This is a genomic window from Rhizobium sp. 1399, from assembly GCF_031455475.1.
GTDB lineage: Bacteria > Pseudomonadota > Alphaproteobacteria > Rhizobiales > Rhizobiaceae > Rhizobium.
This window is the reverse complement of the sequence record NZ_JAVDSU010000011.1, coordinates 141486-164200: the sequence shown is the minus strand read 5'-3', so window position 1 is coordinate 164200 and position 22715 is coordinate 141486. Positions and strand designations below refer to the sequence as shown.

The 22715-nt window shown below is 62.6% G+C and carries 21 protein-coding genes and 1 riboswitch; of the genes, 15 read left to right on the top strand and 6 right to left on the bottom strand.

Annotation, left to right across the window (positions count from 1 at the left end; translation table 11 throughout):
• The first annotated feature begins 1 nt into the window (after position 1).
• Positions 2–772, top strand: coding sequence for an SDR family oxidoreductase (locus J2X71_RS28390; RefSeq protein WP_310387454.1), 771 nt, complete (start codon positions 2–4; stop codon positions 770–772).
• A gap of 34 nt (positions 773–806) precedes the next feature.
• Here J2X71_RS28390 and J2X71_RS28385 read toward each other — a convergent pair whose 3' ends face one another.
• Positions 807–1310, bottom strand: a complete 504-nt coding sequence (locus J2X71_RS28385) for a MarR family transcriptional regulator (RefSeq protein ID WP_310387452.1) — start codon at positions 1308–1310, stop codon at positions 807–809.
• A 104-nt stretch (positions 1311–1414) separates the two neighbouring features.
• Here J2X71_RS28385 and J2X71_RS28380 point away from each other — a divergent pair, with 104 nt between their 5' ends.
• Both J2X71_RS28380 and J2X71_RS28375 read left to right on the top strand, forming a co-directional pair.
• Positions 1415–1714 carry a DUF1330 domain-containing protein gene (locus tag J2X71_RS28380; RefSeq protein ID WP_310387451.1) on the top strand — a complete coding sequence of 100 codons (300 nt, stop codon included), beginning with the start codon at positions 1415–1417 and terminating at the stop codon, positions 1712–1714.
• Between the two features lie 236 nt (positions 1715–1950).
• Positions 1951–3018 (top strand): adenylate/guanylate cyclase domain-containing protein, encoded by a 1068-nt coding sequence (locus J2X71_RS28375; RefSeq protein WP_310387449.1) that lies wholly within the window; start codon positions 1951–1953, stop codon positions 3016–3018.
• A 75-nt stretch (positions 3019–3093) separates the two neighbouring features.
• On the opposite strand, the gene J2X71_RS28370 is transcribed toward J2X71_RS28375, so the two are convergent.
• On the bottom strand, positions 3094–4884 hold the full coding sequence (locus J2X71_RS28370) for a chloride channel protein (protein ID WP_310387595.1): 1791 nt from the start codon (positions 4882–4884) through the stop codon (positions 3094–3096).
• A 207-nt stretch (positions 4885–5091) separates the two neighbouring features.
• A riboswitch (cobalamin riboswitch) is annotated at positions 5092–5486 on the top strand.
• 351 nt (positions 5487–5837) lie between these two features.
• On the opposite strand from J2X71_RS28370, the gene cobU reads away from it, so the two are divergent.
• From cobU to cobO, 4 genes are read left to right on the top strand one after another with little or no spacing between them, the layout of a single operon-like run.
• Positions 5838–6362, top strand: a complete 525-nt coding sequence (gene cobU, locus J2X71_RS28365; RefSeq protein ID WP_310387447.1) for a bifunctional adenosylcobinamide kinase/adenosylcobinamide-phosphate guanylyltransferase — start codon at positions 5838–5840, stop codon at positions 6360–6362.
• 4 nt (positions 6363–6366) lie between these two features.
• Positions 6367–7413, top strand: coding sequence for a cobalamin biosynthesis protein CobW (gene cobW, locus J2X71_RS28360; protein ID WP_310387446.1), 1047 nt, complete (start codon positions 6367–6369; stop codon positions 7411–7413).
• Positions 7414–7423: 10 nt separating this feature from the next.
• Positions 7424–11368: a cobaltochelatase subunit CobN gene (gene cobN / locus J2X71_RS28355; protein WP_310387444.1), complete on the top strand. Its 3945-nt coding sequence runs from the start codon at positions 7424–7426 to the stop codon at positions 11366–11368.
• Positions 11365–11997, top strand: coding sequence for a cob(I)yrinic acid a,c-diamide adenosyltransferase (cobO, locus tag J2X71_RS28350; RefSeq protein WP_037099329.1), 633 nt, complete (start codon positions 11365–11367; stop codon positions 11995–11997). The genes cobN and cobO overlap by 4 nt, the downstream gene beginning before the upstream one ends.
• Positions 11998–12000: 3 nt before the next feature.
• Here the strand turns inward: cobO and J2X71_RS28345 are convergent, their stop codons facing one another.
• Both J2X71_RS28345 and J2X71_RS28340 read right to left on the bottom strand, forming a co-directional pair.
• Positions 12001–12795, bottom strand: a complete 795-nt coding sequence (locus tag J2X71_RS28345; protein ID WP_310387441.1) for a helix-turn-helix transcriptional regulator — start codon at positions 12793–12795, stop codon at positions 12001–12003.
• Positions 12795–13175 (bottom strand): nuclear transport factor 2 family protein, encoded by a 381-nt coding sequence (locus J2X71_RS28340; RefSeq protein WP_310387439.1) that lies wholly within the window; start codon positions 13173–13175, stop codon positions 12795–12797. Before J2X71_RS28340 ends, J2X71_RS28345 begins: the two co-directional genes overlap by 1 nt.
• Positions 13176–13435: 260 nt before the next feature.
• Here J2X71_RS28340 and J2X71_RS28335 point away from each other — a divergent pair, with 260 nt between their 5' ends.
• Positions 13436–14083: an isochorismatase family protein gene (locus J2X71_RS28335; RefSeq protein ID WP_310387437.1), complete on the top strand. Its 648-nt coding sequence runs from the start codon at positions 13436–13438 to the stop codon at positions 14081–14083.
• Here the strand turns inward: J2X71_RS28335 and J2X71_RS28330 are convergent.
• A complete protein-coding gene (locus J2X71_RS28330; RefSeq protein WP_310387435.1) occupies positions 14080–14865 on the bottom strand; it encodes a TSUP family transporter in 786 nt (261 codons plus the stop codon). The two genes, J2X71_RS28335 and J2X71_RS28330, sit on opposite strands and share 4 nt — an antisense overlap.
• A gap of 115 nt (positions 14866–14980) precedes the next feature.
• Here J2X71_RS28330 and J2X71_RS28325 point away from each other — a divergent pair, with 115 nt between their 5' ends.
• The 7 genes from J2X71_RS28325 to J2X71_RS28295 all read left to right on the top strand — a co-directional run bounded on the left by J2X71_RS28325 (position 14981) and on the right by J2X71_RS28295 (position 21494).
• On the top strand, positions 14981–15400 hold the full coding sequence (locus J2X71_RS28325) for a cobalamin biosynthesis protein (protein WP_310387433.1): 420 nt from the start codon (positions 14981–14983) through the stop codon (positions 15398–15400).
• 167 nt (positions 15401–15567) lie between these two features.
• A complete protein-coding gene (locus J2X71_RS28320; protein ID WP_113325771.1) occupies positions 15568–16518 on the top strand; it encodes a nucleoside hydrolase in 951 nt (316 codons plus the stop codon).
• Between the two features lie 196 nt (positions 16519–16714).
• Positions 16715–17563 (top strand): uroporphyrinogen-III C-methyltransferase, encoded by an 849-nt coding sequence (gene cobA, locus J2X71_RS28315; protein ID WP_310387431.1) that lies wholly within the window; start codon positions 16715–16717, stop codon positions 17561–17563.
• Positions 17560–18867: a cobyrinate a,c-diamide synthase gene (locus J2X71_RS28310; protein ID WP_310387429.1), complete on the top strand. Its 1308-nt coding sequence runs from the start codon at positions 17560–17562 to the stop codon at positions 18865–18867. The genes cobA and J2X71_RS28310 overlap by 4 nt, the downstream gene beginning before the upstream one ends.
• A complete protein-coding gene (gene cobD, locus J2X71_RS28305; RefSeq protein WP_310387427.1) occupies positions 18864–19886 on the top strand; it encodes a threonine-phosphate decarboxylase CobD in 1023 nt (340 codons plus the stop codon). Before J2X71_RS28310 ends, cobD begins: the two co-directional genes overlap by 4 nt.
• Entirely contained in the window at positions 19883–20863 is a 981-nt protein-coding gene (gene cbiB / locus J2X71_RS28300; protein ID WP_310387425.1) for an adenosylcobinamide-phosphate synthase CbiB, read from the top strand. Before cobD ends, cbiB begins: the two co-directional genes overlap by 4 nt.
• 25 nt (positions 20864–20888) lie before the next feature.
• The gene (locus J2X71_RS28295) at positions 20889–21494 is read left to right on the top strand and encodes a hypothetical protein (protein WP_310387423.1); all 606 of its coding nucleotides are present in this window, start codon (positions 20889–20891) and stop codon (positions 21492–21494) included.
• 17 nt (positions 21495–21511) lie between these two features.
• On the opposite strand, the gene J2X71_RS28290 is transcribed toward J2X71_RS28295, so the two are convergent.
• On the bottom strand, positions 21512–22714 hold the full coding sequence (locus J2X71_RS28290; protein ID WP_405049766.1) for an MFS transporter: 1203 nt from the start codon (positions 22712–22714) through the stop codon (positions 21512–21514).
• Between the last annotated feature and the right edge of the window lies 1 nt (position 22715).

Sequence of the window (22715 nt, the reverse complement as noted above, 5' to 3'; positions counted from 1 at the left end):
CATGAGCATACTGGATAGATTTTCACTGGCAGGTCAGGTGGCGCTCGTGACCGGCGGCGGCCGTGGCCTGGGCTTCGAGATGGCACGCGCACTTGCCGAGGCCGGTGCGCATGTCATTGTCACCGGGCGCACGGCGGCGACGCTGGAAGATGCCGTAAAGACCATCCGCGCCGCTGGTGGCACGGCGCAGGCCGCGGCGTTCGACATTGCCGACCGCGAGGCCCAGCGCGGGCTGATGGCCGACATCGAAAGGACCCATGGCCGTCTCGATATCCTGATCAACAATGTCGGCGCCCGCGACAGGCGGCCGCTGGCCGAATTCGACGACGATGCCATCATCGAGCTGTTGCGCACCGATCTGGCCGCAGCGATAACGCTTTCGCGGGACGCAACCGTGCTGATGAAGCGGCGCAATTACGGCCGCCTGATCGCGGTGACCTCGATCAGCGGCCATGTCGTCATGCCCGGCGACTGCGTCTATCCGGCGGCCAAGCAGGGCCTGACCGGCCTGATGCGCGCCATGGCGGTCGAATTCGGGCCGCATGGCATCACCAGCAACGCGATTGCGCCCGGCTGGTTCGCCACCGAGACGAATGCGGCGATGGCTGCAAACGAGGAATTGATGCCCTTCGTGCGCCAGCGCATCCCGGTCCAACGCTGGGGCCGCCCGGACGAGATCGCCGGCGCGGCGCTGTTTCTTGCAAGCGGTGCCGCTTCCTTCGTCAACGGCCACGTACTGACCGTCGATGGCGGCATGACGGTAAGGATGTGATCGGAGATGCCCGCCTTCATTCCTGCGGCGTTTTTCATGGCTTCTCACCGGAGTGGGTGGAGGCCTGCTCGGGATGCGGTTCTTTCCGCGACGGCGGAGAGGTCCGGGCGAAGATATTGCCGAGATCGGTGAGGAAGGTCAGCAGCAGGTTGAATTCCGGCTCGCTGTAGGAGTCCAGGATCGCGGAGACCGGCTCGCTCTGCTCCTCGTAGAGCCGGGTGGCGCGTGCCGAGGCCTCGGGACAGGCAACCAGGACAAGGCGGCGTTTGTCGGTCTCATCCCGTTGCCTGACGACGAAGCCGGTCGCCTCCAGCTTGTCGATCAGCCCGCTGACCGTACCGATCTTCAATCCGACCTCGCGCGACAGGGCCGTCATCGACAGCGGTCCGAGTTTTTCCAACAGCCGGAAGCACTTGAATTCGGTGCTGGTCAAGCCCACCTGCTCGGCCACCTTCTGGTGGAACAGCCCGAGCCGGGCCGAAAACAGCTGGACCGTCGGAATGTAGCGCGCGAGGCGGTCAGTTGACTTTTTCGGCAAAACGTTTAGATCTCCGAACTAATTGTTTCGATATTCTAAGGAATTGTCATCGTCATGTCGATACTCTCGCATGGCTGTTCGGCCCTTGTTAGAGGCAGCGATCCATGAGCGCCTATTTCATTCTCGAAATCCATCCCGATATCAAAGATCAGGCGATCGATGAATATCTTGCATGCATATCGGCGGATATGACGTTCCATGGAGGCCGCGTCCGGTCTCCGGGAGGCAAGGTCCAGCCTGTCCAGGGAAACCGGCAGATGAACAGGCTTCTGATCATCGAATTCCGCACCGCCTCCATTGCCCGGGAATGGTATGAGGAGGCGAGGCAGGCGAATGAAGGTGTTGCCAGGTATCGTTCTCTCTTCGCCTGCCCCGCGGTCATCGTTGCCGGGATGGATGGTTAGAAACATTGGCCTCGCAGCCATTGCCTGAGGTCGCAGCCCGGTTCGGCATTGCCGCCCATTCGCCCTATTTCCGATCATAGAATTGCGCCGACCCATGTGGAGGTTCCGAAATTAACGATCATATTCAGTGGCTTATAGATGAGGGAATCAGGAGCGAGCATATCGGTGAGCTCATTGCCGGTTTGTGCGACCGGTTGATCGCCGATGGCTTTCCCATCTGGCGGGGCAGTATCGCGATGCCATCCATTCATCCCATGTATGCCGGCATCTCGGCCAATTTCGTGCGCGGCGGCGCGACCACCATCGAGAGGGCCGAATATGGCAGCGCGGCGCAGCTGAGCTTCGAGAAGACGCCGATTTATTATCTGCTGGGCCGAGGCGAAACGTCGGGACGATGGATCATTGCCAAGGGGGAGGGTGTCGACGACTATCCGCAGCTTGCGGAATTCGCGCTTGGCGGCGGCACGGATCATCTGGTCAGCCTGCTGGAGTTCCCGAAGGAGGCCGCGTTGCGCGGGGTCAGCCTGTCCTTGACAAGCGACAGGCCGGGCGGATTTTCCAATGATCAGCTGACGATCATCGCAAAGCTTTTCCCGGCACTGGGGCTTGCCTGCTACCGCATCGCGGCATCGAGAACCGCCTCGGATATCCTTGCTGTCTATACAGGCGCCAAGACGAGTGCGCGCATCCTTGCGGGCGAGGTCCAGAGGGGAACGGGAGGCGCCATCAATGCCGCGATCCTGCTTGCAGACCTCAGAAACTTCACGGCGTTGACCGAGGTCTATCAACCCGGTGAGATCGCCGGGTTTCTGAACGAGCATTTCGAGCTGATCGGCCGGCATGTCGAGGAAAATTCCGGCGAGATTCTCAAGTTCATGGGCGACAGCGTATTGGCGATCTTTCCGACAGGCGGTGAAGACGGCGAGGATCCTGAGACGGCCTGCATGGCTGCGCTCGCCTCGGCCCGAAATGTTCTGGAGGCAAACGAGGCGCTCAATCGTCAACGGGCGCGCGAGGGCGGGCCTGATATCGGCGTCGACGTCGTCCTGCATCTCGGCGAGGTGTTCTACGGAAATGTCGGCGCCCGCGGCAGGCTTGATTTCACCGTGATCGGCAGGGCCGTCAACGAGGCCTCACGGCTCGAGAAACTCTGCGGCGAACTCGGCCAGCCCCTTCTGATGTCGGAAAGCTTCGCGGCCGCCTGCGGTGTCGCCTGCGAACATCTGGGATCGTTCGAATTGCGCGGCGTTTCGAGGAGGGCGGACGTGTTCAAGCTCGCGGCACCGACTACGGCAGTGGCCTGAAATCGGAATCGATTTTCAGAAAGTTTGATGCGTAGCTCTAATGGCGGCGTGTTTCTGACTTCAGCGGCAAATGCCTCAGATCTCGCCTGAGACCTCACGACGGCGGCGGTCGAGTTCTTCGCTGTAGCGGCGCAGCGTGTGGCTTTCGCTGAGCTGGCCGATCACCTTGCGCTCGATGAGGTTGTTGACGACGGCGAGCGCTTCGCTTTCGGTCTTGTCGAAGATCGCGGCTGCCTGTTTGGCGTTCATCTGCGGCTGCAGGAAATCGTTTTTGTAGCGGATGAAATCGGTCAGCTGCTGGGCTTCGTCCTGCGCGCTGGTGGGGTTGGCGTAGATTTCCGGCACGAGCACGAGACCGGCATATTTGTCGCCGTCATCGACGAGGATGACGCGCTGCGTCGAGCCGATGGGGAAGACCTCCTTGAATTCGTCCATCGTTATTCCAAGTTTTGCGGTCTTCACGTCTGAGCGCATCAGCTTGTCTACGGTCAGGTTGCGGATCCAGCCGACATCATGGGCGCTGCGGATGCTCTCGCCGCGCAGGTGAAAGCGCCATGTGGCGAAGGAGTAGCCGAAGGTGGTGCGCACCACGAGCGAGGAGGTAATGACGGCGGCGAGTACCAGAACGGTGATCGGAAAGTCGCCGGTGATCTCCAGCGCCAGGAAGGTCATGGTCAGCGGCCCGCCGATGACGGCGACGGCGAGCGAGCTCATGCCGACCACGGCATAGATCACGGGCGTCAGTGTCGCATCGGCGAAATAGGGGGCGGAATAGGCAAAGAGCTTGCCGAGCAGGGCACCCATGAAGAGCGAGGCGAAGAACAGGCCGCCCCTGAAGCCGGAGCCGATCGAAATGGCCGATGCCACCGATTTCAGAAGGAAGAGGCCGATCAGCGCGGGAATGGTGATCTCATGGGAGAGGTTCAGATGCAGCGCGCCGTGGCCGGCGGCCAGCACCTGCGGCGAGACCAGCGCCAGCAGGCCGACGACGAGGCCGCCGAGCGCCGGGCGGAAAGGTAGCGCGATGGCGCTTTTGCGCGCCAGCTCCTCGACGAAGGAGACGCCCTGCATGATGAGGATGCCGATGCCGGCGCAGAAGGCGCCAAGGGCGATCGCCGGCACGTAATCGGCGGGCTGGACAGCGCCGAAGCTGCCGACATCGATGATGAAATCGCTGCCGGAGAGCAGGCGGGCGACCAGTGTAGCGACGAGGGCGGCGACGACGACAGGCGTCAGCGAGACGATGGTGTAGGTGCCGATGATCAGCTCGAAGGCATAGAAGGCGCCCGTCAGCGGTGCATTGAAGGCGGCGGCGATGGCGCCGGCTGCACCGCAGCCGACGAGGACACGCATGTCGGAGCGGCGCAGCTGCAGCTTCAGGCCGAATTTCGAGGCTATGCCGGCTGCAAGCTGCGTATAGCCGGCCTCCAGACCGACGGATGCGCCGAAGCCGTTGGAAACGAGATTCTGGATGGCGACGAGAATGCTGTCCGTCAGCGACAGGCGGCCGCCATGCAGGGCATTGGCCTCAATCGGGTCGACCATCGGTTTCTTGCGCCATCTGGCGAGAATGAAGATCAACAGGCCGAGCAGCATGCCGCCGGCAACCGGGGCCGTCATCAGCAGGAACTTGCTGTCGATTTGCGAGGCACTGAGCCTCGTCGTGCCGTCTATGCCGAAGATCAGCCTGTGCATCTCTTCCGAGACATAGCTCATGGCGGTGACCGCAAGCCCCGAGGCGATACCGACGAGCGCGCCGGCAAAGACCATTCCCATTTCGCTGTGTCGTATGAGCGCGCGCAGGCGTCCCGGATCAAAGACGGTGCCGAGAGGGCCGAGGCGGCGAATATCCATTCGGGAGAGCATCATGGGGAAACTAGGCGGCAGGAGTGGGGGTCAAGGGCGGAGCCGGCATCCGCATGAGCGGCAATTGCGGCAAAATACCGACTGAGCCGTAAAGTTTTTGTGACGTAAACCTTTGATTAAAGACGATAATATCGGTAGTGTAAGTCGAGATGATCTCTGTGTGCACCCGGTGCACCGATTGACATGCCCGGGGCGGAAGCCTAACCATGAATTGACATAATGGATGGTTCCGGATCGGCCTTACGCCTTCCGGATGAAAAGGGAATGTGACGGGGCGGACCCAAGCCGGGCGCCTTCATCACAGCCGACCCCGCGACTGTAGAGCAGTCAGGGTCTTCCGTCCGGTATTTTAACCGTTGCGCTGACAGCCTCGCATTCTGCAGGCGGGCAAGGCGGGATAAATGCCGGAAAAGCCACTGGAATGCATCGTGATCAGCCGGGGCAGGACGCCTCTATCTCTACGAATCGTCCGCCTTTTCACGAGACGCAGCCGGGAAGGCGAGGCAGATCCGCTGGCACGACCAGGGGCGACCGTATCAGGTCGCCCCTGTCGCGGCCGATAACTGCGAGCCAGGAGACCTGCCATCCGTGCCGGGCATAATGCCCATACTGGGCCGTTTGCCCGCTGCCAGCACGGAGGTTGTCTTGGCTGAAGGATTTGATTCAGCGCTGCCTCTGGTGGTGCGTGTGAAAGGTGTCGGTTCGGTATCCCCTGATGGGATGCGTCTGGTGCCTGTTGGTGGACGTTACCCGGCGTGCACTTTCCTCTCCTCCCTCATTCCTGTGCTTGTCACAGGAATCCAGCCACGGCGCGTCCGCGCAGTGAATGAATCTACGCCGTCGTTGAGTGAGTCTCTTGTGCCCAAGGACTTGGGCACGCTGGATCCCTGTGACAAGCACAGGGATGAGGGAGGTGGGTGGAGCCGCGCCTTCGCTCCAAGGGCGGCCGTGGCATGACCAAGAGCCTTCTCAACGCCACCTTCATCCTCGGCGGCGCCCGCTCCGGCAAATCCCGCTTCGCCGAAAACCTCGTCACCACAAGCGGCCTCGACCGCCACTACATCGCCACAGGCCGCGCCTGGGATGACGAAATGCAGGCGCGTATCGACCAGCACAAGGCCGACCGCGGCCCCTCCTGGACCACGCATGAGGAACCGCTCGACCTTACCGAGCGCCTTGCGGCAATCGACGGCGAGGGCAGGGCTGTTCTCGTTGATTGCCTGACGCTGTGGCTCACCAATCTGATGATGGAGGGGCGCGATATCGCCTCCCGGTCCGCCGCCCTTGCCGCCTTTCTGCCGCAGGCAAAGGCGCGGCTCGTCATCGTTTCCAATGAAGTCGGCCTCGGCATCGTGCCTGAGAACCGCATGGCGCGGGAGTTTCGCGACCATGCCGGCCGGCTGCACCAGATGATCGCGGCTTCGGCCGACGACGTGTATTTTATCGCGGCAGGTCTGCCGCTGAAAATGAAGGGTTAAATCCATGCAGCAGAAAATTCCCGCAACCGTCATCACCGGCTTCCTCGGTGCGGGCAAGACGACAATGATCCGCAACCTGCTCACCAATGCCGGCGGCAAGAAGATTGCGCTCATCATCAACGAGTTCGGCGATCTCGGCGTCGATGGCGATGTGCTGAAGGGCTGCGGGGCGGAGAATTGCACCGAGGACGATATTATCGAGCTCACCAATGGCTGCATCTGCTGCACGGTTGCTGACGATTTCATTCCGACGATGACCAAGCTTCTGGAGCGCGAGCAGCGACCGGACCATATCGTTATCGAAACTTCAGGCCTTGCCTTGCCACAGCCGCTGGTCGCCGCCTTCAACTGGCCGGACATCAGAAGCGAAGTCACCGTTGACGGCGTCATCACCGTGGTCGACAGCGCCGCTGTTGCCGCAGGGCGTTTTGCCGATGACCATGATGCTGTCGATGCACGCCGGGTCGAGGATGAATCGCTCGATCATGAAAGCCCGATCGAGGAGCTCTTCGAGGATCAGCTGACCTGCGCTGATCTGATCGTGCTCAACAAGACCGACCTGATCGACGCTGACGGCCTTGGCCGTGTGAAGAGCGAAGTCGCCTCGCGCATCGCCCGCAAGCCTGTGATGATCGAGGCCAGGAATGGCGACGTGCCGGCAAGCGTGCTGCTCGGCCTCGGCATCGGCACGGAAGACGATATCGTCAACCGCAAGTCCCATCACGAGCTGGAGCATGAGGACGGCACGCCGCACGATCACGACGAATTCGACAGTTTCGTCGTCGAGCTTGGCGCTATCGCCGATACATCAGGTTTCGTCGAGAAGCTGAAGGGCATTATCGCCGAGCATGACGTGCTGCGTCTCAAGGGCTTCATCGATGTCTCCGGCAAGCCGATGCGCCTGCAGCTGCAGGCCGTGGGTGCCCGCATCGACCAGTATTTCGACCGCGCCTGGACGCCGGGCGAAGCACGCAGCACGCGCCTCGTCGTCATCGGCCTGCATGAGATGGATCAGGACGCGGTGCGCAAGGCGATCGAAGCGCTCGCTTAGGGAATAATCGATGCATCTGCTTCTCGCCCAACAGGGAACAATCAGCGACGGGGGCGAGGCCATCGACCTCGGCCAGTCGCCGGGCGATATCCTGTTCCTCTCGGCCGCCGACACCGAGCTTGCGGCAATCGCTGCGGCTCATTCCGGCGGGGCGAGCGGGCATACGCTCAGGCTTGCGAGCCTGATGAGCATGAAGCATCCGATGTCGGTCGATACCTACGTCGAACGCACGGCACGGCATGCGAAGCTGATCATCGTGCGGGCGCTGGGTGGGGCGAGCTACTTTCACTACGCGCTGGAGGCGCTGCATGCGGTTGCCGCTCGTAACGGGGCGCTGATTGCGGTGCTGCCGGGCGATGCGCGGCCGGATGCGGGGCTGACGCCGTTTTCCAATGTGTCGCTTGATGATCTGAATGCGCTGTGGGCGTATCTGATCGAGGGCGGCGACGCCAATGCGCAAGGCTTTCTTGCCCATGCATCAGCGATGCTTTCGGGGGCGGAGAAGCCGGCGCCAGCCGCGCCGCTGATGAAGGCGGGGATCTGGTGGCCGGGGCGAGGGCTTGTCGGAGTTGAGGAGTGGCGGCGGCTTGCCAAAGCCGAAGTTCGAGTCCGGCAGGAGACGCCACCTACTGTCGCCATCGCCTTCTACCGCGCCCTCGTGCAGAGCGGCGAAACCAAGCCCGTCGAAGCCTTGATCGAAGCCCTCCAGCAGCAAGGCCTGCGCCCGTTGCCGGTCTTCGCCTACAGCCTCAAGGATCCCGTCTCCAAGGGCATTCTCGAATCCATCTTCGCCGAACTGAAGCCCGAGGTCGTCATCAACACGACAGGCTTTGCCGTCTCCGCACCCGGCGCCGATCGCGAGCCGACGGTGCTGGAGGCCAACGACGCGATCGTGCTGCAGGCAATCTTCTCCGCTTCGTCACGGGAGGCCTGGGCCGGCTCGTCGCAAGGGCTCTCGGCGCGTGATCTCGGCATGAATGTCGCGCTGCCGGAGGTGGATGGCAGGGTGCTGTCGCGTGCCGTCTCATTCAAATCAGCCGCGCGCTATGACGTTGCTGTCGAGGCCAACATCGTTTCCAGCGAGCCGGATGAGGCGCGCATGAACTATGTGGCATCGCTTGCCGCCAACTGGGCGCGGCTGCGGCAGATGCCGTTGGAGAGCAGGCGAGTTGCGCTCGTCATGGCGAACTATCCGAACCGTGACGGACGGCTCGGCAATGGCGTCGGCCTCGATACGCCAGCAGGCACCATCGAGGTAATGCGAGCGATGGAGAAGGCCGGCTATCCGGTCGCCGATATCCCTGCCGATGGTGATGCGCTGATACGGCACCTGATGGCGGGGCCGACCAATTCCGGCTTCGATGGCAAGGTCGTGCGCGAGCAGCTTTCCCTGAGTCGATACAAGGATTTCCTGGAATCTCTTCCTGCTCAGATTCAGGATGAAGTCAGCACGCGCTGGGGTGTGCCGGAGGCCGATCCCTATGTCCGCGATGGCGCTTTTGCGCTGCCTTTCGCCCGGTTCGGCGACTTGCTGATCGGTATCCAGCCGGCGCGCGGTTATAATATCGATCCGAAGGAAAGTTATCACTCGCCCGATCTCGTGCCGCCGCACGGCTATCTCGCCTTCTATGCTTTCCTGCGCGAGGAATTCTGCGCACAGGCAGTGATCCACATGGGCAAGCACGGCAATCTGGAATGGCTGCCGGGCAAGGCACTAGCGCTATCGGAGACCTGCTATCCCGAGGCGATCCTCGGGCCGCTGCCGCATCTCTATCCCTTCATCGTCAACGATCCCGGCGAGGGCACGCAGGCGAAACGCCGCACGGCTGCAGTTATCATCGACCATCTGACGCCACCGCTGACACGGGCCGAAAGCTATGGGCCGCTCAAGGATCTGGAAGCGCTGGTCGACGAATATTACGAGGCATCGGGCGGCGATCCGCGCCGCATCCGGCTGCTCAGCCGGCAGATCCTCGATCTCGTTGCTGATATCGGTCTTGATCGGGATGCGGGGATTGCGAAGGGCGAAAGCGAAGGCGAGGCGCTGAAGAAGCTCGACGCCTATCTCTGCGATCTCAAGGAAATGCAGATCCGTGACGGGCTGCATGTGTTTGGCGTGTCGCCTGAAGGGCGGTTGCTGACGGATCTGACTGTGGCGCTGGCGCGGGTGCCGCGCGGGCTAGGTGAGGGTGGAGATGCGAGCCTGCAGCGGGCGATTGCTGGGGATGCTGGGTTGGGCGCTGTGCCTGTAACACCCCCCTCTGTCCTGCCGGACATCTCCCCCACAAGGGAGGAGATCGAATCGGGGCAACCATCTCCCCAAACAACAGATGTAGCGCGACAGTCTGGCGTATTGCCGATCTCCCCCCTTGTGGGGGAGATGTCCGGCAGGACAGAGGGGGGTAACCCCACATTCGACCCTCTCGACTGCGACATGGCCGCCTCTTGGACCGGCCCAAGACCGCCAATCCTCGCCGACCTAATCGACGCCCCCTGGCGCACGAACGGCGACACCGTCGAACGCATCGAGCTGCTTGCAGCCAAGCTTGTCTCCGGCGAAATCACCTGCCCACCTCCCTGGTCCCAAACCAGAAGCGTGCTCGATGAAATCGAAGCTCGTCTCAAACCTTCGATCCTCGCCTGCGGCCCGGCCGAGATCGCCAGTCTGCTGCGCGGCCTCGACGGCCGTTTCGTGCCGCCCGGGCCATCCGGCGCGCCGACACGCGGGCGGCCGGATGTGCTGCCGACGGGGCGGAATTTCTATTCGGTGGACAGTCGCGCTGTGCCGACGCCCGCCGCCTACGAACTCGGCAAGAAATCCGCCGAACTGCTGATCCGCCGCTATGTGCAGGATCACGGCGAATGGCCCGTCTCCTTCGGGCTGACGGCCTGGGGCACGTCCAACATGCGCACTGGCGGTGACGATATCGCGCAAGCCTTGGCGCTGATCGGCGTCAAGCCGGTATGGGACATGGCGTCCCGTCGCGTCACCGGCTACGAGATCATCCCGCCGGCCATGCTGCGGCGGCCGCGGGTCGACGTGACGCTGCGGATCTCCGGCTTCTTCCGCGATGCTTTTCCCGAGCAGATCGCGCTCTTCGACAAGGCGATCCGCGCGGTCGGTGCGCTGGAGGAGGATGCAACCGACAACCCGATTGCCGGGCGCATGCGCGGCGAGACGGCACGGCTGACCGCTGCCGGGCTTGACGAGAAGGCCGCGGCAAAGCGGGCCGGCTATCGCATCTTCGGGGCGAAGCCCGGCGCCTATGGTGCGGGTTTGCAGGCGCTGATCGATGAGAAGGGCTGGGAGCGGCGTGCGGATCTGGCCGAGGCCTATCTCGTCTGGGGCAGTTATGCCTATGGCGCGGGTGAAGAGGGACAGGCCGAACGCGGGCTCTTCGAGGAGCGGCTGCGGTCCATTCAGGCGGTTGTCCAGAACCAGGACAATCGTGAGCATGACCTGCTCGACAGCGACGATTACTACCAGTTCGAAGGCGGCATGGCGGCGGCGACCGAGGTACTCGGCGGTGCGCGGCCGGCGATCTATCACAACGACCATTCGCGGCCGGAAAAGCCTGTTATCCGTTCGCTTGAAGAAGAGATCGGGCGCGTGGTGCGCGGGCGCGTCGTCAATCCGAAATGGATCGAGGGCGTCATGCGCCACGGCTACAAGGGCGCCTTCGAGATTGCCGCGACGGTCGATTATCTCTTTGCCTTTGCGGCGACGACGGGGGCTGTCGGCAACCATCATTTCGAGGCGGTCTATCAGGCCTTCGTCGCCGACCCCAAGGTCCGCGATTTCATGGCCGAGAAGAACCCGGCGGCACTTTCCGAGATGAAGGAACGGCTCATGGAGGCGATCGATCGCGGACTCTGGACGCCGCGCAGCAACTCGGCGCAATTCAACCTCACTGAATCCAACGAAACCAAGAAAAGAGCAGGCAGCCAGCCATGACCGAAGAGCCAGTCGTACCAGCCGAAAAGGACGATGCCCGTCACGCCGAGAAGATGGCGAAGAAGAAGGCCGCCCGTGACAAGATCATGGCCAGCAAGACGGATGAGAAGGGCCTGATCATCGTCCACACCGGCAAGGGCAAGGGCAAATCATCAGCCGCCTTCGGCATGATTTTCCGCCATATCGCCCATGGCAAGCCGTCTGCCGTCGTGCAGTTCATCAAGGGCGCCATGTGGACGGGCGAGCGGGATCTGATCGAGAAGCACTTTTCCGATGTCTGCCAGTTCCACACGATGGGCGAGGGTTTTACCTGGGAGACGCAGGACCGGGCGCGGGATGTGGCGGCGGCCGGTGCGGCCTGGGAAAAGGCCAAGGAACTGATCCGCGATGAGCGCAATTCCATGGTGCTGCTCGACGAGATCAATATCGCGCTGCGCTACGACTATCTCGATATCAACGAGGTGGTGGAATTTCTGAAAACCGAGAAGCCCTATATGACGCATGTTGTGCTGACGGGCCGCAACGCCAAGGACGAGCTGATCGAGATCGCCGATCTCGTGACCGAGATGGAACTCGTCAAACATCCCTTCCGCTCGGGTATCAAGGGGCAGCCGGGCGTGGAATTCTGATCTTTAATTCGCCAGATGGCCGCGCAGTATCGCGGCCGTTTCCTTGTCGGCCGGGAAGAGCGTTTCGATTGCCAGTTCCGACAGGGTGATATCGACGGGCGTGCCGAAGACGGTCGTTGTCGAGATGAAGGAGAGCAGGCCGGCTTTGGTCGAAAGCTGCAAGGGCACGGCGATGCCGGCAAGGTCGGTGTGGGGCTCGCCAGCATCTTTGGGAGCCGGATAGGACAGCAGTTCCTTCAGCAGCTTTTCCAGCACCGGATCGCCCGAGACCGAAATCTGCTGACGCAGCCGATCAAGGAGATGGGCGCGCCATTCCGAGAGATTGATGATGTGCGGTGCCAGCCCCTGTGGATGCAGGCTGAGGCGCAGCACATTCACGGGCGGTTCCAGCAGGGATGGATCAGCAACGGCTTCGAGCAGTGGTGCGATGGCGGCGTTGGCGGCAACCAGCGTCCAGTGGCGGTCGATGGCGATCGCCGGGAAGGGCTCGTGGCCTTTCAGCACCCTATCGATGGCCCGGCGCGCGGGCTCAAGGGCGGGATCATCCAGCCTGCGTTCGGCAAAGACGGGGGCGAAACCCGCAGCCAGCAGCAGCGGGTTCCGGTCGCGGAGCGGCACGCCGAGGCGTTCGGCGAGATGCAGCAGCATTTCGCGGCTCGGGGTCGAGCGCCCACTCTCGATGAAGCTCAGATGCCGTTGCGAGATTTCGGCCTCCAGCGCGAGGTCGAGCTGGCTCATGCGGCGGCGCTGGCGCCATTCGCGCAGGTGATCTCCGAGAGAGCGGGCGGTCGGGGTCATCAGGCGGCTTCCGGCAGGAGATCGATGAAGCCGCGGACGGATTTCAGCCTGCCGTCCTCGAGCTCGGCGAAATCCGTGCCCTTGATCAGCGCTTCGCCATTTTCCGGGCCGAGGCCCCAGGAGAAGCGCAGGTTGTTTCCGTAGCCGTCGGCTGTGCCGATCAGCTCGAAACGAAAGCCGGGGAAGCGGCTTTGGACGGCTTCGACCAGCGAATTGATCTGCTCATGGCCTTCGCCGCGCATCAGCGGGTCGATATAGGTTGCGGCCTCTATCCAGCTCTCGGTGATGAGAGCGCGGCGGCGAGCGGCATCCGTCTCGTTCCAGATGGCGAGGTAGCGCTCGGCGTTGGTGTTTGCGTCGTTTGTGGGGGCGTTGGGCATCGGGTCATCTCCTTTTGATCGCCTTTCATGTTCAGGCAGGTGTGATGTTCAGGCAGGGCGATCATCGGCGAAAGCGGTGCAGCCTATCAATTACGCGGGAGGTAATGGAAGGCTGATCAACAATCGGGTTTCACACAATTGCGGACGTAAAACCGCGGCACATTTTTGCTGGAATTGTTCATCTCGCGGCTTGGTGATTTGACAGGCATGGAGGCAGCCCGGAGATTTGCGGCGACCCTTTTGCCCCGGAGGAGACATCGGTGAAAACCCGTTCATACAAAGCCTTAGCCGCATTCGCCATCGCGCTTCTCGGCGCATCCGCGACGCAGGCAACTGTTATCGATGACTGGAATACGATCAAGGTGCCGGCAGCACCGACGCTGAAGCCGGTCAGCGTGAATAGGTCGGATACGGCGCTGCTGCTGCTCGATTTCAATGGCGCGCAGGACCCGTCCAAAGGGCCGTGCAACGCGAAGAACAAGCCGCGCTGCATCGCCTCTCTCCCGAAAGTGGAAAAGCTGATGAACGAGGCGCGCAAGAGCGGCGTTCCCGTCATCTACAGCATCACCGGTGGTGCCACGAAGGGCGATATCGCCAGCGTGCTGGCGCCGAAGGAGGGCGATGCGATCGTACAAGCCGGGGCCAACAAGTTCATCAACACCGATCTCGAAAAGATCCTGACCGAGAAGCACATCAAGACCATCATCGTGGCCGGCACGGCATCCGAAGGCGCGGTGCTGAATACGGCAGCCTATGCGGCGCTGAAGGGCATGAACGTCATCCTGCCCGTCGATGGCATGTCATCTGCCGATCCTTATGCCGAGCAATATGTCGCCTGGCATTTTGCCAATGCGCCGGGTGTTTCGGCCAAGACGACGCTGACCACGATTGATCAGATCACGTTCTAAAGCCCGAGCCAGACACGCAGCGGGTTTACGGGGTCGGAGAGCAGCTTCACCGCAAAGGCGATGCAGACGATAACGAGCAGCGGCTTGATGAGCTTTGCGCCGATGCGCATGGCGAGCCGCGAGCCGAGCTGTGCGCCGAGGAACTGGCAGACACCCATCAGAAGGCCGATCTTCCAGAGCGTCGCACCGAAGCTTGCGAAGACGACGAGCGCACCGAAATTCGAGCCGAGATTGAGAAGCTTGGTATGGGCCGTCGCCTTCAGCATGCCGAAGCCGGCGAGCGTGACGAAAGCCAGCATGAAGAAGGAGCCGGTGCCCGGGCCGAAGACGCCGTCGTAGAAGCCGATGAGCGGTACCAGCGTCAGGCCGAAGAGGAAGGGCGTCATGCGCCTGACAGTATCGAGGTCGTTGAGGTTCGGCTTGACGGCGAAGAAGATCGCGATTGCCACGAGCAGCACCGGCATGACGGCCTGCAGCACCTGGCCGGGGACGAGTGTGGCGAGGGCTGCACCGAGCGCGCCGCCCATGACGGCCATCAGCGCCATCGGCAATTGTTCCGAAAGCTTCACATGGCCCCTGCGGGCATAGGCGATGGTTGCCGAGGCGGCGCCGAAGAGCGACTGCACCTTGTTGGTGCCGAGCGTCTGCAGCGGCGGGATGCCGGCGATCAGCATGGCGGGAACGGTGATCAGGCCGCCGCCACCGGCAATGGAATCGACAAAACCGGCAAAGAAGGCCGCCGCGCAGAGCAGCAGAAGCAGATGGAGGGCAATGTCAGGCAAGATGCTATTCCGGGAGAGGTATGCGGGGCGGGGGCTTTCGGGCGGGCTTGTTGCATTTCCCACCTCAAGCTGCAATGGCTCCAGGGACACAGCGGGGCGCAATCGGCTGATGGGAATGAGCGAAATCACCATTGATGAGGCAAGGCGGCATGTGCTCGGGCTCGGCTGCGAGCGCGGGACGCCTGATGGCGAGGTGACGGCGCTTGCCGTCGAGGCGTTGAGGGCGGCTGGGATCAGCGGGACTGAGCTTGCAGCTGTTGCCTCGATCGATAGCCGCAGGCAAGAGCCGGCGATCCTTGCCGTTGCGGCGCATTTTTCCGCGCCTGCCGTGTTCTTCGATGCGGCGCGGCTGGAAGAGGAGACGCCGCGGCTCAGGAATCCCTCTGCCATCGTTTTTGCCCGTGTCGGCTGCCATGGGGTGGCGGAAGCGGCGGCCCTTGCGGCTCTTGGCATGGATGCAGAGCTGGTGCTCGGCAAGATCAAATCTCAGCATGCGACAGCAGCCGTCGCCCGCATCGGGTTGCAGAAAGCCTGACGGGCGTTATGGTGGCGGCACTTCGCGGCGCCCTCCGGCTGCCAGCGATTCGAATCCGGAGCATCTTCGTTTTTTGAATCACGAATGTGCTCTATCCCTTTGTTTTCACGCAATTCCGGGCGCAAAACCGCTGCAGATTTTTGCTGGAATTGCTCTGGAGGATACATATGCACAAGGTCATTTATGACACGGATCCGGGCGTCGATGACGCAATGGCGCTGCTTTTCCTGCACCGCCACCCCGAGATCGATCTGATCGGCATCACCACGATTTTCGGCAATGCCTCGATCGAGACGACGACGCGCAATGCGCTGTTCCTGAAGCAGGAATGGAATATCGCAGCACCCGTTGCCAAGGGCGCCAATGTCACCATCGATCCTGCGCGTCATGAGCGTCCGTGGCCGACCATGGTGCATGGCGAGAATGGCCTCGGTGATATGCCGGTGCCAGATACGATCGACCTGCCGGTCGATCCGCGCCCGGCGCATCGCTTCATCATCGAAACCGTGCGCGCCAATCCGGGCGAGGTGAGGCTGGTTGCCGTCGGCCGCATGACCAACCTGGCCCTGGCGCTGAAGGAAGACCCCGAGATTGCAGGCCTCGTGAAGGACGTCGTCATCATGGGCGGCAATTTCTATGTGCCGGGCAATGTCTCGCCGGTTGCTGAAGCCAATATCCATGGCGATCCGGAAGCGGCCGATATCGTCATGACTGCGCCGTGGAAGGTCGTCGTCATCGGCCTCGATGTGACCGCGATCACGACGATGAGCCGCAGCTATCTCGGGGAGATGGCCGCCAGGGGCGACAAGGCGGTCAAGCAGCTCGATACGCTTTCGCAGTCCTATATCGACTTCTACAAGCATGCGGTCGAAGACGGCATGATGGTGCATGACAGCTGCGCCAGCGTCTATGTCGTGGCGCCCGAGCTGTTCACGACGATCACGGGCGCGGTGCGTGTTGTCTGCAGCGGCATTGCCGATGGCCAGACGGTGATCAAGCAGGATGGCCGCCGGTTCCCGCCGGGCGACTGGGATGGCCTGCCGAGCCAGATCGTTGCCACCGGCATCGAGTCGGAAAAAGTGCTCGAGCTGATCCGCGAGACGCTGCTGCGCCTCTGATGGCTTCAACGGGCCGGTCCTGCATGCCTGCGGCCGGCCTGTTTCCATATTCTGGAATCCAATCAAATTGTTATATGCGTTTCTTCTGAAGTCGATTCCGCTTCTTCGAAAATTGAGTCTGGGCCATTTTGTCAACTTCCGGTGCGCTGCCACTGATGGCGTTGACCTCGTCTGCTGCCGGGCCTAGATCAGCGGGATGATAGATCGCGCATTCTCACATCTGCCGGCGCTGGAGCCGGGCAGCGTCTGGCTCGTTGGGGCCGGTCCCGGCGATCCGGGCCTGCTGACGCTGCTTGCCGCCAAGGGGCTTTCCGAGGCCGATGTGATCGTCCATGACGCGCTGGTCAATGAGGAATGTCTGAAGCTCGCGCCGTCAGGTGCGGAGCTCGAATATGCGGGAAAACGTGGGGGCAAGCCCTCGGCCAAGCAGCGGGATATTTCTCTGAGATTGGTGGAGCTGGCGCGGGCCGGCAAACGCGTGCTGCGGCTGAAGGGGGGCGATCCCTTCGTCTTCGGGCGGGGTGGAGAAGAGGCGCTGACGCTGGTCGAGCACAATATCCCGTTTCGTATCGTGCCGGGCATTACCGCGGGCATCGGCGGGCTTGCTTATGCCGGGATTCCGGTGACGCATCGGGACATCAACCATGCCGTGACCTTCCTCACCGGCCACGATTCCTCCGGCATCGTGCCTGACGCGATCAACTGGGAAGCGATCGGCAAGGGCTCGCCCGTCATCGTCATGTATATGGCGATGAAGCATATTGCCCAGATCAGCGCCAATCTGATTGCTTCGGGCCGTTCGGCTTTCGAGCCCGTTGCCTTCGTCTGCAATGCGGCGACCGGTGACCAGCAGGTGTTGGAGACGACGCTTGCCGAAGCGCCTGAAGCCGTTGCCGCCTCCGGTCTGGAACCGCCGGCGATCGTCGTCGTCGGCGAGGTGGTGCGGTTGCGCGCCTCTCTCGACTGGCTTGGCGCGCTTGGCGGTCGGCGACTGCAGCCCGATCCCTTCAAGCATGCCGGCGGGCAAGGGAGGGAGACAGCATGAGCGGGTTGCTGATTGCCGCACCGTCCTCCGGTTCCGGCAAGACCACAGTGACGCTCGGGTTGCTTCGGGCGCTGCGCAATCGCGGCGTCGCCGTCGCACCCGGCAAGGCCGGCCCTGATTATATCGATCCGGCCTTTCACGCGGCGGCAAGCGGCACGCTCTGCCTGAATTTCGACCCTTGGGGAATGCGGCCGGAACTGATTTCCGCCAATGCGACGCTGCACCGCTCCGGCGACCGGGTGTTGCTGATCGAGGGCATGATGGGCCTGTTCGATGGTGCTGCGGACGGGCGCGGCACGGCAGCGGACCTTGCGGCCCAGCTCGGACTTTCGGTCGTGCTCGTCGTCGATGCTTCGCGCCTGTCGCAATCGGTGGCGCCGCTCGTCAGCGGCTTTGCCGGTTTCCGCGCCGATGTGCGCATCGCCGGTGTCATCCTCAACAAGGTCGGCAGCGACCGGCACGAAGCGATGTTGCGCCAGGCGCTGGAAGCGATCCGCATGCCCATCGTTGCCGTCATCCGCAAGGATGCGATGCTGGCCCTGCCAGAGCGGCATCTGGGACTGGTACAGGCCGGCGAGCATGGGGCGCTCGAGGAGTTCATCGATTATGCGGCCAACGCCGTTTCCGAAGAGTGCAATTTCGAATTCCTCATGCGCATCGCGCGGCAGGGTATGAACCGGCCGTCGGCTGCCAATATTGCCCGGCTGATGCCCTTCGGCAGGCACATTGCCGTCGCCCGCGATATCGCCTTTGCCTTCTGCTACGAGCATATGCTGCTCGGCTGGCGGCGGCGCGGGGCCGAGATTTCCTTCTTCTCGCCGCTCGCCGACGAGGCCCCGTCCGAGGCTGCCGATGCGATCTATCTTCCGGGCGGATATCCCGAACTGCATGCGGGCAGGCTCGCGGCTTCGCAGAATTTTGTAGCCGGCATGAAGGCTGCGGCGGCGCGGGGCGTGCGCATCTATGGCGAATGCGGCGGCTACATGGTGCTCGGCGACGGGCTGATCGACGGGCAAGGCGAGCGCCATGAAATGCTCGGCCTGCTGCCTATCGTCACCAGCTATGAGACGCGCAAGCGGCATCTCGGCTATCGCCGCGTCACGCCGCTCGACGGCGCCTTTTTCGACAGGCCGATGACGGCGCATGAATTCCACTATTCGACGATCGTCTCCGAAGGGGAGGCCGACCGGATGTTTGCCACGCAGGATGCGCTCGGCAACGATCTCGGCCTGGCCGGATTGCGGCGCGGGCAGGTGGCCGGCTCCTACATGCATCTGATCGATCTTGCAGGAGCAGCCGCATGAATGCGCCGATCGTGCATGGCGGCGGCATTACCGCGGCGGCAGCAAGTTTCGGCGGCCGGCTAGAGGATTGGCTGGATCTTTCGACCGGCATCAATCCTAATCCGGTGACGTTGCCGGAAATCCCTGCAAGGGTGTGGCACCGGCTGCCGGACCGGCATCTGGTCGAGACGGCACGCTTTGCTGCGCGGGATCATTATCGCAGTGGCGCGATCCTGCCACTGCCGGTACCCGGCACGCAATCTGTCATTCAGCTTCTGCCGCGGCTGATAGAGGTCGGCAGGCAGTCAGCCGCCGGGGGCAAGCGGGTGGCGATCCTGTCGCCGACCTATGGGGAATATGCCCGCGCTTTCAGCTCCGCTGGTTTTGTGGTCGATGCGGTCAGCGATATCGATGACATCGGTGCGCAGCACGGGCTGGCAGTCGTCGTCAATCCGAACAATCCGGATGGTCGCATACACTCGTCCGACAGGCTGGAAGCACTGCATGAGCGGCTGAAGGCGGCAGGCGGCTTTCTTGTTATCGATGAGGCTTTCGGGGATACGAGCCCGGCGGCGAGCCTCGCGCCGCGTGCGGCAGGCCTTCCGAACCTGATCATCTTCCGTTCCTTCGGCAAGTTCTTCGGCCTTGCAGGGCTGAGGCTCGGCTTTGCCATTGCACGGGGCGATATCCTCCAGCATTTCGAGGACTGGCTCGGGCCTTGGGCGGTGTCGGGGCCGGCGCTGTTGCTGGCGGGCTCGCTGTTGAATTCGGATGTCTCCGCCATTGCCCGCTCGATTGCCGAGCGCCAGGCAGGCCTGCATGCCGTGCTTGCCGGAGCAGGGCTTGCCGTTGCCGGCGGCACGCCGCTTTTCACCCTCGTTGCCGACGCGAAAGCCGGTGACATTTACACGACCCTCTGCCGCCATCATATTCTCGTCCGCCGGTTCGATTATGCACCGGACTGGCTGCGCATCGGCCTTGCGCCGGATGCTGCGGCGGATGGACGACTTGCTGCGGCCCTTCGGAGCTTTAACCGATGAATCTGGATGAACATTTTCTCGTGCTGGTTCTGGCGCTGCTGCTCGACCGCATCATCGGCGATCCGCAATGGCTGTGGATGCGCGTGCCGCATCCGGTCGCCATCTTCGGTCGGGCGGTCGGCTATTTCGACCAGCATTTCAACCGTGAGAGCCTGAGCAAGGCTCAGCGCCGGCAGAACGGCGTGGTGGCGATCCTGGCGCTGTCGGGGCTCGCCGTCGTCACCGGCCTGGTGCTGCACTGGTTCCTCATGCTCTTCGGCCCCGTCGGTATCCTGCTCGAAGTCTTCTGCGTGGCGATTTTCCTGGCGCAGAAGAGCCTGTCGGATCATGTCGCGGCGGTCGCAGCGGCGCTGAAGAGCGAAGGCCTCGTCGGCGGGCGCAAGGCAGTGTCGCGAATCGTCGGGCGCGATCCGGAAACGCTGGACGAGCCGGGTGTCTGCCGTGCAGCAATCGAAAGCCTCGCCGAGAATTTTTCCGATGGAGTGGTGGCGCCGGCCCTGTGGTTTGCGATCTTCGGCCTGCCGGGTCTGTTCTTCTATAAGATGCTCAATACAGCGGATTCAATGATCGGCCACCGTTCGGAAAAATATGTCGATTTCGGCTGGGCCTCGGCGCGGCTGGACGATATCGCCAACTGGCCGGCGGCACGCCTGTCGATCCTGCTGATCGCCGTCGGCGCCGGCATCCGCCGGGGCACGTCAGCCTTCAGGGACTCTTTCCGCGTCGGCATCCGCGACGGCAAGCTGCACCGCTCGCCGAATTCCGGCCGCCCGGAGGCGGCGATGGCCGGCGCGCTCGATCTCCAGCTTGCCGGCCCGCGCGTCTATTCGGGCGTCGTCGTGCGCGAGCCGATGATCAACGGCACGGGCCGGGATGTGGCGACGGCAGGCGATGTGGAGGACGGGATTTCGGTCTTCCAGGCCAGCTGCATGGCGCTGACGCTGCTTACTTTCGTGGCCTTCGTCTGCCTGCTCTAGTTTTGGGAACTGGAGGCTGGCTCAGGTGTCGAAAGTGGCAAGGTGGATCATTGCGATTGCTTTCGTCCTGGCGCTTGCGGCGCTGAATTGGCAGTTTTCCCGTGAGGCTGTCAGCTATCTGAGCGCAAAAGCAACAAAGCCCGATCATGGAGAGACGTTGCCGGAGCTTCCCGGCATTGCCGTCCTTGATCAATTTCAGATCGCACGGGGTGGGGAAAGAAGCAGCGGGCTTTGGGTGACGTGCTCCCAAGGCTCGCAGGTCAGGCTCGCTCTCAATACACGCCTTCCCATAGAGGAGGAATTTGCCCGCAACGGAACTTATCCCAGTGTCCACACCGTCCTCTTTATGCAGACAGTGGACATACGCACCTATGAAGCAATCAAGAGCGCCCCCCGCATTGTCTTTCCGAGAGCGACGTGGCGTCGAGACAGTGAAAATGACTCTCTACTGACGCCGCCGTTGTCTGCTGTAGAACTTGACACTCTATCCAAGGCATTCTTACCAACGCCTCCCGTTCATGTCAGAATAGATGCCGTGGAGACCGGCACTGAAATGCGTGGTACCGTTGATGGTCGAGCAATCATTGCCTTTGCGGCGCGCTGCCTGCTCTTGGCGGATGGACAGATTTGACCAAGACAAGTGCCTCGTCAGCTCCGCCATCTCTTCGCCATCAAAAGCACCGCCAAGACACAGCTCAGCAGGCCCAGGGTCACCGGCAGGCCCTGATAGCCTATCAGCTGCATCGCCACGCCCGTTGCGGGCGAGCCTGCGATGCCGCCGAGGCCCCAGACGAGGGCGAAGGCGGCGTTGCCGGCGATCAGGGACTGGTCGGTGAATCGTTCGCCGAGTTGGATCAGCGACAGGGTGTAGATGCCGAAGGAGACGCCGCCCCAGGCGAAAAACAGCGGCCAGATGAGCCACGTATCGAAGAGCAGCGGCAGGAGCAGGCAGCCTGCGAGCGAGGCGAGCACGCAGAAGAGCAGGGTAGGGTGCGAGCCGAATTGTTCGGCGAGGCGGCCGAGGACAATCTGCAGCACGGCATTGCCTGCGATGAAGCAGGTGATCAGCGCGGTGATGCGCGGTTCCGGGCTGTCGAGAGCTGCGCCATAGACGGCAAAGAGGGCAAGCAGAATCTGCTCGAAACCGGCGGCAACGAAGACGGCGACGAGCAGGAGCGGTGCCAGCATGAAGAAGCCGCCGACAGATATGGATTCGCCCTCCTGCGGCATGTCGGGCAGTCGTCTTGTGACGGCAAGCACGATCAGGCCGCAGACGAGGAAGGCGAAAATACCGATCAGGAAGGGTGGCCAGCCCTCCGTACCGGCAAGGCCGAGGGATAGCGGGCCGATGGCGAAGCCGCCTGATACGACGGACGAATAGAGGCCCATGATGCGGCCGCGGCGCGCGGCGGGCGTGATGGCGAGCAGCCAGGTTTCGCTGATCACGTAGAGCGGGTTGGCGAAGACGCCGAGCAGGAAGCGCAGCGGCATCCACGCCCAAATGTCCTGCGTCCAGGCAATGGCAATCAGGCTGAGTGCTGCGAGGATCGAGCAGAGGACGGCAAGCCGTCCGGCGCCCACGCGGCGTGACAGGGCAGGAATGAAGGGTGCGGAGACGATGAAGCCTGTTGGCGTCATGGCGGCCGACAGGCCGATCAGGCCTGATGGTGTTCCCTGCCGCTCGAGAATGAAGCTCAGAAGCGGATAGGTCAGGCCCTGCGCCATGGCGAACACCGTGACGGTGGCGATGATGCCTGCCATCGCGGCCCATGGAATGCGATCTTCGCGTGGCGATATCGGGCTGCGCCGGTCGATCATTGCGGCTGGAGGAAACTGGCCATCGTGTGTCATT